The following is a 10,204-nucleotide window of genomic DNA, read 5'->3' on the forward strand; positions in this document are numbered from 1 at the left end:
ATGCCCCTGACCATGCCCCTGACCGGATGCCCTTGAGCGGCCGCCCCGTGCGGCCGCCTCGGCTTTTGCGCCGCCGCTACCCCCGCCCCACCGGCAGCACCAGCCCCAGCTCCCCCTCCCGTACCGTCCAGGTACGCCTGCGCACCGGCCCCACCACTCCCGCGTCCGCCCGGTAGCGGAAGTCCGCGCCGGACACGGTCACCGTGTGCCCCCGGGCCTCCAGCGGTGCCGCCTCCGTGCCCACCGACAGGGGCCGGACCACCACCTCCGCCTCCCCGGCCGCCCCCGGGGTCACCGACACCGCCTCCACCGGCTGGTCGAGGTCCACCAGGGTCACCCCGTCCACCTCGACCCGCAGCCGGGCCGGGCCCGGCGGGACCGGGGCGGAGACGGGGCGCGGGGGACGCGAGGGGACGAGGGTGCGGACCAGGGACTGGAGCCAGGGCCGCCCGCCGGCCGCCGCCGTCTCCTCCTGCGCGGCGAGCTGCTGGAGCGGCGGGATCCGCAGCGCCCCCAGCACCACCCCGTCGCTGTCGTCCACCAGCAGGTCCAGCCGCCGCTCGACGCCGTCGAGGACGGCCCGCGCCGCCGCGACGGCCCCCGTGGGGATCCCCAGGGCGTGCGCCACGCCCAGCACGGTCCCCACCGGCACCATCGACAGCACACATCCGGCCAGCTCCCGCTGCCGGTGCAGCAGCGACACCGTCCGGGTCAGCGTGCGGTCGTCACCGATCACAACCGGCCGCCGCGAACCCCGCCGCGCCAGCACCCGGGCGAACTCCTCCGGCCCTTCCGGAAGACAGACCTTCGTACTCGCCGCACCCGCGCTGAGCACGTCTTTCGCGATCCGTACGGACTCCCCGTCGGCCCTCCGGGCAATCGGATCGATGATCACCAGCAGCTGGTCCGGCGTCGCGAAAGTCGCCACCTCGGTCCTGCCTCGCTTCCTCGGGTAGCATCTTTGTGCAAGAGCCCCTTGCGCTATTGCGCCAGGGGCTTCGTCTATTCCGGGGCATCCGGGTCCGACGGTGTGCGACCAACGACGGTCGCGGAACTGCGGCCAACGACGGTCGCGGTGCACGCGGTGGTGGAAAAAGCCTCCGCGTACGCCCCTGACCTTGGACATGCCCCACCCGGAAGGGGTGTACGCGCGTGCCCGCACTTGTGCTGCTCGGTGCTCAGTGGGGTGACGAAGGCAAGGGAAAGGCCACCGATCTACTCGGCGGCTCGGTGGACTACGTAGTGCGCTACCAGGGCGGCAACAACGCCGGCCACACGGTCGTCGTCGGTGACCAGAAGTACGCACTCCACCTTCTCCCTTCCGGAATCCTGTCGCCCGGCTGTACGCCGGTCATCGGTAACGGCGTCGTCGTCGACCCGTCGGTCCTGCTCTCCGAGCTGAGCGGTCTGAACGAGCGCGGCGTGGATACGTCGAAGCTCCTGATCAGCGGCAACGCGCACATCATCACCCCGTACAACGTCACTGTCGACAAGGTGACGGAACGCTTCCTCGGAAAGCGCAAGATCGGCACGACCGGACGCGGGATCGGTCCGACATATGCGGACAAGATCAACCGCGTGGGCATCCGTGTCCAGGACCTCTACGACGAGTCGATCCTCACCCAGAAGGTGGAGGCGGCGCTCGACGGCAAGAACCAGCTCCTCACCAAGCTGTACAACCGCCGCGCGATCGCCGTCGACCAGGTCGTCGAGGAACTGCTGGGCTACGCGGAGAAGCTCGCCCCGTACGTCACCGACACGGTCCTGCTGCTCAACCAGGCGCTGGAGGACGACAAGGTCGTCCTGTTCGAGGGTGGCCAGGGCACCCTTCTCGACATCGACCACGGCACGTACCCCTTCGTCACCTCCTCCAACCCGACCGCGGGCGGCGCCTGCACCGGCTCCGGCGTGGGTCCGACGAAGATCAGCCGGGTCATCGGCATCCTCAAGGCGTACACGACCCGTGTCGGCTCGGGCCCCTTCCCGACCGAACTCTTCGACGAGGACGGCGAGGCGCTGCGCCGGATCGGCGGCGAGCGGGGCGTCACCACCGGCCGTGACCGGCGCTGCGGCTGGTTCGACGCGGTCATCGCCCGCTACGCGACCCGCGTGAACGGCCTGACCGACTTCTTCCTCACCAAGCTCGACGTCCTGACGGGCTGGGAGCAGATCCCGGTCTGCGTGGCGTACGAGATCGACGGCAAGCGCGTCGAGGAGCTCCCGTACTCCCAGACGGACTTCCACCACGCGAAGCCGATCTACGAGAACCTCCCCGGCTGGTCCGAGGACATCACCAAGGCCAAGTCGTTCTCCGACCTCCCGAAGAACGCGCAGAACTACGTCAAGGCCCTGGAGGAGATGTCCGGCGCCCCGATCTCCGCGATCGGCGTGGGCCCGGGCCGCGACGAGACGATCGAGATCAACTCGTTCCTGTAAGTCGCCTCACTGCACGGTGACTTGGGCCGGTCTTGGACATCCTTGACCGGCCCATGGGCTCTTCGCGGTTACGCCCGTAACTGGCGGAAGGCAAGCATCTACGCGGGTAGTTGTCCCTGCCTCCTCACCAGTTCCAGGAGCCTCGCATGCCCGTCAACCCCATGAACCGCCGTGAGTTCGTCCAGAAGTCGGCCGTGACCGGTGCGGCGGTGGCCGCCGCGGGAACGGCCGGCACCGGCACCGCGGAGGCCGCCGAGCGCAGGCGCCCGAAACCGCCGAAGGCGCCCCGCACCTGGACCTTCTCCATCCTCGGCACCACCGATCTGCACAGCCACGTCTTCGACTGGGACTACTACAAGGACGCCGCCTACAGCGACAGCAAGGGCAACTCCGTCGGTGTCGCCCGGGTCGCCACGCTCGTCAAGCAGCAGAGGGCGGCGAAGGGCGAGGGGCACGTCCTGCTCGTCGACGCCGGCGACATCATCCAGGGCACCTCGCTGGCGTACTACTTCGCGCGCGTCGACCCCATCACGGACGGCGCCCGGCACCCCATGGCCGTCGCCATGAACCACATGCGCTACGACGCCGCCGCCCTCGGCAACCACGAGTTCAACTACGGCATCGACGTGCTGCGCAGGTTCGAGAAGCAGTGCCGTTTCCCGCTGCTCGGCGCGAACGCGCTGGACGCGAAGACCCTGCGGCCGGCGTTCCCGCCGTACACCGTGAAGAAGATCCGCGTCCCGGGCGCGCCCGACATCAAGGTCGGCATCCTCGGCCTCACCAACCCCGGCATCGCGATCTGGGACAAGGACAACGTCAGCGGGAAGATGGTCTTCCCGGGCCTCGTCGAGCAGGCGAAGAAGTACGTGCCGAGACTGCGGGCGCTGGGCTGTGACGTGGTCTTCCTGACCGACCACTCCGGCCTGGACGGCTCCTCGTCGTACGGCGACGCGCTGCCCTACGTCGAGAACGCCTCCAACCTCGTCGCCGAGCAGGTCCCCGGCATCGACGCGATCCTCGTCGGCCACACCCACGTCGAGGTGCCCTCGTACACCGTGAAGAACGCCGAGACGGGGGAGGAGGTGCTGCTGTCCGAGCCGTACTGCTGGGGCTACCGGCTCAGCGTCTTCGACTTCGAGGTCGAGCTGGAGCACGGCCGCTGGAAGGTCGTGAGCAAGACCGCCCAGACCCTCAACCCGAACACCGTGGACGAGGACCCGGAGATCAAGAAGCTCCTGGAGGCCGACCATGAACTGGTCGTCAAGTACGTCAACACCGCCGTCGGCACCTGCACGGCCGACCTCTCGGCGGTGGAGTCCTGCTGGAAGGACGTCCCCATCATGGACTTCATCCACGAGGTCCAGATGGAGACGGTGAAGGCAGGCCTCTCGACGGCGGACGCGGCCCTCCCGCTCATCTCGGTCGCGGCGCCCTTCTCCCGCACGGCGGACATCCCGGCCGGGTCCGTCACCATCAAGGACATCGCCGGGCTCTACATCTACGACAACACGCTCTACGGCAAGAAGCTCACCGGCGCCCAGCTCAAGGAGTACCTGGAGTACGCGGCGAAGTACTACCACCAGGTCCCGGCGGGCACCGCCGTGGACACCGCCACCCTCACCAACGCCAACAGCTTCTGGGACTACATGTACGACACCGCGGCGGGCGTCGGCTACGAGATCGACATCGCCGCGGCCGAGGGCTCCCGGATCAAGAACCTCACCTACGCCGGCGCCGCGGTCACCGACGACCAGGTCTTCGTCGTCGCGGTCAACAACTACCGGGCCAACGGCGGCTCCGGCTACCCGCACATCGCCACCGCCGCCATCGCCTACAGCTCCACCAACGAGATCCGCCAGCTGATGATCGACTACGTCACGGCCAAGGGCACCCTGAACCCGGCCGACTTCGCCGTCACCAACTGGAGGCTGACGCAGGCGGGGACCCCGGTGTTCTAGTCGGCGGTCACGGGGCGGGTCCGGGTGATCCCCTGGTACGCGGCGCCGAGCAGGGCCGCCTGGACCACCGCCCCGACCGGCACCCCGATCAACGCGAACTGACTGGGCACCACCAGGAACAGCAGCGAGGTCGGGGCGGTGGCGAAGAAGAGCCACATCCCGGCGAAGGACGCGTCCGCGTGGGAGATGAACAGCGTGTCGACCGTGATCCACGCCGTGAGCGCACCCACCAGGAACAGATAGCCGAGGGCGGCGGGGGTGCGCAGGGGGCCGAGACGAGCGTGCGTTGACTTGCACCTCGGGCTGAAGCCCGAGGATTCTGGCCTTCCGTTCCGTTGCTGTGCCGCTACGCGGCACGGGGTTGGGTCGGGAATCCGTGGCTTCCTGTTTCTTCGCGCTGTGCCAGAACGGGTTCTGGTCCTACCGGCGCTCCGCAGGCCGATACCGCCAGTCCGGCGGCCGTCTTCACGTTGATCGCGGCGTTGTGGTCCCGGTCGTGGACCGCGCCGCAGGCGGCACACGTCCACTCCCGGACATCGAGGGGCTTGGGACCGTCCTTGACACCGCAGGTGGAGCAGGTCTGGGAGGTCGGCTCGAACCTGCCGATCTTCACCAGGGTGCGTCCGTACCGCTCCGCCTTGTACTCCAGCATGCCGATGAACGATGACCAGCCGGCGTCGTGCACGGACTTGGCCAGCCTGGTGCGGGCGAGTCCCTTCACCGCCAGGTCCTCCACGGCGATCCCTTGGTTCTCGGAGATCAGCTTCGCGGAGAGCTGGTGGTGGAACTCCTTGCGGGCGTCGGTGACCTTGGCGTGGGCGCGGGCGACCTTCAGCCGGGCCTTCTCGCGGTTCTTCGACCCCTTCTGCTTGCGGGACAGCTCCCGCTGGGCCTTCTTCAGCTTCTTCTCCGCACGGCGCAGGAACCTGGGGGAGTCGATCTTCGTGCCGTCGGACAGGACGGCGAAGTGGGTGAGGCCGAGGTCGATGCCGATGGTGCGGTCGGTGTCGGGCATCCGGTTCGCGTCTTCGGCGGGGTCGGTGTCGATGACGAAGGAGGCGAAGTACCGGCCCGCGCTGTCCTTGATGACGGTGACGGAGGTGGGGGTGGCGGGCAGGGTGCGGGACCACTTCACCTTCACCGCGCCGATCTTCGGCAGGTTCAGCCGCCCGCTGTCGGTGAGGTGCCAGCGGGCGTTGGCGGTGAACCGGATCGACTGCCGGTTGTCCTTACGGGACTTGAAGCGCGGAGAGCCGAGCTTCGGGCCCTTGCGGGTGCCTTTGAGGGAGGCGAAGAAGTTGCGGTACGCGGTCTCGGCGTCGCGCAGGGACTGCTGCAGGACGACCGCGGAGACCTCGCCCAGCCAGGACCGCTCCACGGTCCGTTTCGCCTCGGTGATCAGACGGGTGGACAGCTCACCGATCTTCGGGAACGGCTGCTGGGCCTTGCGGGCGTCCTCGCGGGCGCGCACCGCGTCGTTGAACACGACGCGGGCGCACCCGAACGCCTGCGCCAACGCCCTCTGCTGGCCGGTGTCCGGGTACAACCTGAAGGCGTACCGGAGCTGCATGACGATCACACTAGGCAGGTCGAACGAGTACCGTCACCGGGAACATGCGAGCGAACCTTCACCGTCATCGCAGCACAGTCCGGCTCCGCCGGAACGACACCGCGACGCTCCGCGTCGCAGGCATGAGATTCGCTTCACCCCCGGGGTGAACCCCGGAGCACTGCGAATGAATCCCGGTAGCCGTTCATGGGGGTGCCTCCTGGAGAGCGGGTGCTGTCGCGTGACCTCCACGATGGCGTTCCGGGGCCGACGACCGCCTGAGTGCCCGTACTCATCCCGGAGCCCGCTGTACCTACGCGTTGTCCGTTTGTTGTCGACAGATTGTCGATCTTCGCTGCAACCGACCGGTCACATCCTCCGTGTTAGAGGGCAGTCCCTCATGGTGACGGGATGAAGTGTCGACACTGCACGCGGAGGAACCACGCATGGCGCACATCGAGCAGCGGCATCGCCGGCGGACGGCCCTACTCGGGCTGGTCCTGTCCCTGGGGTTCGCGACCGGCTGCGCGAACCTCGGCGGGGGTCCCGGGTCCGGCCCTTCGCCCGTGGACGCGGGGGCCAAGGAGTCCCGCTCCGCCGCCGCCGCGGCCTCCTCCGTCACCGCCGCCTCCGTCTCCGGCCAGGAGTACGTCGCGCTGGGCAGCTCGTTCGCCGCCGGTCCGAGCATTCCGCCGGTGAAGGAGGGCAGTGTCGCGGCCGCGTGCATGCGGTCCGACAACAACTACGCCAGCGTCGTGGCCCGTGACACGGGCGCCAAGCTGACCGACGTCACCTGCTCCGGCGCCACCACCGCCAACATCCTCGCCTCCAGCCAGGCCGGGCAGCCGCCCCAGATCAACGCCGTGAAGAGCACGACCCGGCTGGTCACGGTCACCATCGGCGGCAACGACGTCAACTACCTGGGCAGCGTCACCTCGTACTCCTGCCAGAACAGCGGCGAGGCCAACTGCGGGTCCGTCAGCACCTCCGCGATCGACACGGCCCTCGGCGCGGTGAGCGGGCGGATCCAGAACGTCGTGAAGGCCGTCCACAAGATCTCCCCGCAGGCGCGGGTGTTCCTCGTCAACTACCTGTCCGTCCTGCCCGACGGCGCCGCCTGCACCGGCGTGCCGCTCACCGCGAGCCAGCTGGCCTACGAGCGGACCGTCGCCTCCCGGCTGGCCGACGCGACCGCCGCCGCGGCGACCGTCACCGGGGCGACCCTGGTCAATGCCGCCGCCGCCAGCCACGGCCACGACGCGTGCGCGTCCACTCCGTGGGTGGAGAAGTACAAGCCCTCCTCCGGCCGGGCCACCTACCACCCCAACGAGGCCGGCATGAAGGCCGTGGCCTCCCTGGTCAAGTACATGATCGGCACCAGCGGCCCCCTCCCCGCCGGCTGGACCCGGTGCGCCAGCGAGGGCGGCACCTGCACCTTCACCGGCACCCGCGCGGTCGCCTTCGGCTCCGGGGCGTACGCCTACAGGACGGCGACCGGCAGCACCCCCTGCACCAGCGCCTCCTTCGGCGGCGACCCGGCGGCCGACACCATCAAGACCTGCTACGTCGCCCTCGCGGGCGGTCCCTACGGGTACACCAAGTGCGCGGCCGAGGGCGGCACCTGCGCGGTCCCCGGCTACAACCGTGACGTCGTCTTCGGCACCAACGGCACCTTCAAGCACCTCGTCACCAGCGGCAGCGTCGCCTGCACCAGCGCCAAGTTCGGCGGCGACCCGGCGGCCAACGTCGTCAAGTCCTGCTACATCGCGCCCAACGGCGCCCCGGCCGGCTGGACCAAGTGCGCGGCCGAGGGCGGCACCTGCGCGGCCGTCGCCGGGCAGCCCGTGATGTACGGCGCGTACGGCTCCTTCAACACGGCCGTCGCCACCGGCGGCACCGCCTGCACCAGCGCGTCCTTCGGCGGCGACCCGATCAGCAACCAGACCAAGTCCTGCTACACGGCCCCCGCCGCCCCGGCCGGCTACAAGGCGACCGCCTGCGCCACCCAGGGCGGCACGTGCGCCTTCACCGGCAAGCGGACCGTCGCCTACGGCGCGCGGGGCCGGTACGTGTACAAGACCCTCTCCGGCGGCGCCACCTGCAAGGCGGCGGTGTTCGGCGTCGACCCGCTCTACGGCGTCGTGAAGAGCTGCTACCTGACCTACTGAGCGCGCACCAACTGCACGAAGGCGGCCCAGGACTCCGCGGAGACACGGAGGATCGGGCCGCCGGGGTTTTTGGAGTCGCGGATGTGGGTGAGGGCGGGGGAGGGGGCGATTTCGAGGCACTGGCCGCCGCTGTCGTTGCTGTAGCTCGACTTGAACCACCGCAGGGTGCTGGTCATGTCCGCTCCTCTGCCGCCAACTTCCGGATGAGGCTCAGCGAGTCGTCCGGACTCAAAGCCTGTGATCGGATCTTCGCATACCGGTGGGTGAGGCCAGCGACCTTTGCGGGATCGCTGACCAGCACACTCTCGTCCTCGATCTCCATGTAGACCACGTGGTGGTGCTCCTTGGTCACCACCAGGACCATGTCGCCTCGGGTGCCGGCGTGGCTTCCCCGCAGCCCCCGGTCCATGGGCATCACCTGGAGGCTGACGTTGTCCCGTTCGGCGTCCTCGGCCAGCGAACGCAGTTGGCCGCGCAGTACCTCCCAGCCCCCGATGGGCCGTTGCAGCACCGACTCGTCCAGGATCAGCTCGATCATGGGCTGCGGGTCAGCGCGGTCGAAGAGCGCCCGACGCGCGATACGTGCCTCGACCAGTTCCTCCACCTTCGCCTCGGGAAGCTTGGGGAAGCCTCCACCGATCAACGCGCGGGCGTACTCCGGTGTCTGGAACAGACCGTCGACCACGAACGTCTGATACGACGACAACGAGACCGCCTCCGCCTCCATCAGTGCGAAGTTCTTGAACTGGGACGGGTACTTGTCCAGCAGCATGTACTTGCGGGCCTTCTCGAAGACTCCGAGCCCACCCCCGATGGACTCCTCCAGCTTGACCAGCATCTTGTCGCTCGCGGGCTGCGCGCAAGTCTCCATCGCGCTGACCGCCGACCCGGTGTAACCGATCCGCTTCCCCAACTCCTCCTGGGTCAGCTCCTGCTGCTCACGCAGTGCCTTCGCCAGCGCGGCCACCACCTGGGCCGTGCCGCCCGCTTCGACCTTGTTCTCCGCCCGCGCCATTGCGGTCACCCCCGAACTCGACCGGACTCAACCGGTCACCACAGACCTGCGCCGACTTCCGACTGTTGCGGAAGGTCGACTGAGAGTTATGGAAGACGGTAGGTCAGCCTCCCGAAACTGTCCCCGTGAATACACGAAGTGACCTGGACTGGCTTCCGGAATCCGGCGTTCAAGTGCGCAAGGCAGGCGTGCGGTTCGATGCCGTACGGCTGGACGGCGACCGGGGCCGGGAGGTGGCCGACCGGTTGGCGAGGATGACCGGGGGTGACCCGGGACCGGTCCTGGAGACGGCGAGCGGACGCCGGTGCGTGTACTTCCTGGTCCCGCCGGGCAGTACGGCCCACCTGGCCTGGCCCCCGGAGGTCACCCGCCTGACCAGCGGTCCGGACAGGGAGTGCTTCATCCCGATCCCGGCCCTGGACGACATGACCTGGCCCTTCGCCTGGCGCTACCGCCCCACCGCGCCCGACCGTTTCGTCCACACCCTGCTCCTGCGCACCGCACTTCACTCCGCCGAGTGAAAAGCGAGAACCCCCGCCCAGGAAAACCCACTTCCAGCTTGCGTTCGTCGCTCTGCGTGCCCATAGAGTCACGCCAACGGAAACACCCCCGCGATGCGCCAACATCCGGGGGCTCGACACCAGGAGCGCCAGCTCCACCAGGAAAGCGGAGCTCCCCATGCGCTTTCATCGTACGGCGCCCACGCGCGCCTTTTCAGCGACATTCTTGCGAGGAACCCCAGGCGTTTGCGCCTGGGAGGAATCGGATCGTGTGGTGGCGACGCGGAGCGTCGCAGTGTCCGGGATTTCGGGCGCGGAGCGCCCGTGGGGCTGTTCGGCGGAGCCGGGGTGGTGTCGAACGTACGGTCGGTGGGTCGCTGGATGGTGGGACAGGTGTGCGGAAGCCGTCTGTATGTCCGGGCGGGTGTGTAGGTTCGGGTGTCGTGAAGCTGGTGGTGCAGGTCAAGCTGTTGCCGACGCCCGTACAGGCGGCGGCACTTGGGGCGACCCTGCACGCCTGCAACGAGGCGGCGTCCTGGGTCTCCGGGGTCGCGTTCGCCGAGGATGTGAAGCGCAAC

Annotated in this window: 9 protein-coding genes and 1 pseudogene; 5 read left to right on the top strand and 5 right to left on the bottom strand. The window is 68.9% G+C overall.

What is annotated here, in order from left to right; all coding sequences use genetic code 11:
• Positions 1-76 precede the first annotated feature (76 nt).
• The gene (locus tag ABZ490_RS12870; RefSeq protein ID WP_358988502.1) at positions 77-928 is read right to left on the bottom strand and encodes a diacylglycerol kinase family protein; all 852 of its coding nucleotides are present in this window, start codon (positions 926-928) and stop codon (positions 77-79) included.
• 224 nt (positions 929-1,152) lie between these two features.
• On the opposite strand from ABZ490_RS12870, the gene ABZ490_RS12875 reads away from it, so the two are divergent.
• Positions 1,153-2,436: an adenylosuccinate synthase gene (locus ABZ490_RS12875; RefSeq protein WP_358988504.1), complete on the top strand. Its 1,284-nt coding sequence runs from the start codon at positions 1,153-1,155 to the stop codon at positions 2,434-2,436.
• A gap of 146 nt (positions 2,437-2,582) precedes the next feature.
• On the top strand, positions 2,583-4,394 hold the full coding sequence (locus tag ABZ490_RS12880; protein ID WP_358988506.1) for a 5'-nucleotidase C-terminal domain-containing protein: 1,812 nt from the start codon (positions 2,583-2,585) through the stop codon (positions 4,392-4,394).
• On the opposite strand, the gene ABZ490_RS12885 is transcribed toward ABZ490_RS12880, so the two are convergent.
• Both ABZ490_RS12885 and ABZ490_RS12890 read right to left on the bottom strand, forming a co-directional pair.
• Positions 4,391-4,624 carry a hypothetical protein gene (locus tag ABZ490_RS12885; protein ID WP_358988508.1) on the bottom strand — a complete coding sequence of 78 codons (234 nt, stop codon included), beginning with the start codon at positions 4,622-4,624 and terminating at the stop codon, positions 4,391-4,393. The genes ABZ490_RS12880 and ABZ490_RS12885 overlap by 4 nt on opposite strands.
• A 116-nt stretch (positions 4,625-4,740) precedes the next feature.
• Positions 4,741-5,964 (bottom strand): RNA-guided endonuclease TnpB family protein, encoded by a 1,224-nt coding sequence (locus ABZ490_RS12890; protein WP_358988510.1) that lies wholly within the window; start codon positions 5,962-5,964, stop codon positions 4,741-4,743.
• 425 nt (positions 5,965-6,389) lie between these two features.
• On the opposite strand from ABZ490_RS12890, the gene ABZ490_RS12895 reads away from it, so the two are divergent.
• Positions 6,390-8,111, top strand: a complete 1,722-nt coding sequence (locus ABZ490_RS12895; RefSeq protein WP_358988511.1) for an SGNH/GDSL hydrolase family protein — start codon at positions 6,390-6,392, stop codon at positions 8,109-8,111.
• On the opposite strand, the gene ABZ490_RS12900 is transcribed toward ABZ490_RS12895, so the two are convergent.
• Together ABZ490_RS12900 and ABZ490_RS12905 are read right to left on the bottom strand one after the other, a co-directional pair.
• Entirely contained in the window at positions 8,105-8,287 is a 183-nt protein-coding gene (locus ABZ490_RS12900; RefSeq protein ID WP_358988513.1) for a DUF397 domain-containing protein, read from the bottom strand. The genes ABZ490_RS12895 and ABZ490_RS12900 overlap by 7 nt on opposite strands.
• On the bottom strand, positions 8,284-9,126 hold the full coding sequence (locus ABZ490_RS12905) for a helix-turn-helix transcriptional regulator (RefSeq protein ID WP_358988532.1): 843 nt from the start codon (positions 9,124-9,126) through the stop codon (positions 8,284-8,286). Before ABZ490_RS12905 ends, ABZ490_RS12900 begins: the two co-directional genes overlap by 4 nt.
• A 125-nt stretch (positions 9,127-9,251) precedes the next feature.
• Here ABZ490_RS12905 and ABZ490_RS12910 point away from each other — a divergent pair, with 125 nt between their 5' ends.
• Both ABZ490_RS12910 and ABZ490_RS12915 read left to right on the top strand, forming a co-directional pair.
• Entirely contained in the window at positions 9,252-9,647 is a 396-nt protein-coding gene (locus ABZ490_RS12910) for a hypothetical protein (RefSeq protein WP_358988515.1), read from the top strand.
• A 422-nt stretch (positions 9,648-10,069) separates the two neighbouring features.
• Positions 10,070-10,204 (top strand): annotated as a pseudogene (locus ABZ490_RS12915) (RNA-guided endonuclease TnpB family protein); the annotation flags it as partial.

Origin of the sequence: Streptomyces sp. NPDC005811 (genome assembly GCF_040630405.1) — a bacterium.
Taxonomy (GTDB): domain Bacteria; phylum Actinomycetota; class Actinomycetes; order Streptomycetales; family Streptomycetaceae; genus Streptomyces.

Coding starts and splice junctions, on each gene's coding strand:
- ABZ490_RS12880 (WP_358988506.1), top strand. CDS start 2,583: ATGCCCGTCAACCCCATGAACCGCCGTGAGTTCGTCCAGAAGTCGGCC.
- ABZ490_RS12895 (WP_358988511.1), top strand. CDS start 6,390: ATGGCGCACATCGAGCAGCGGCATCGCCGGCGGACGGCCCTACTCGGG.
- ABZ490_RS12900 (WP_358988513.1), bottom strand. CDS start 8,287: ATGACCAGCACCCTGCGGTGGTTCAAGTCGAGCTACAGCAACGACAGC.
- ABZ490_RS12905 (WP_358988532.1), bottom strand. CDS start 9,126: ATGGCGCGGGCGGAGAACAAGGTCGAAGCGGGCGGCACGGCCCAGGTG.
- ABZ490_RS12890 (WP_358988510.1), bottom strand. CDS start 5,964: ATGCAGCTCCGGTACGCCTTCAGGTTGTACCCGGACACCGGCCAGCAG.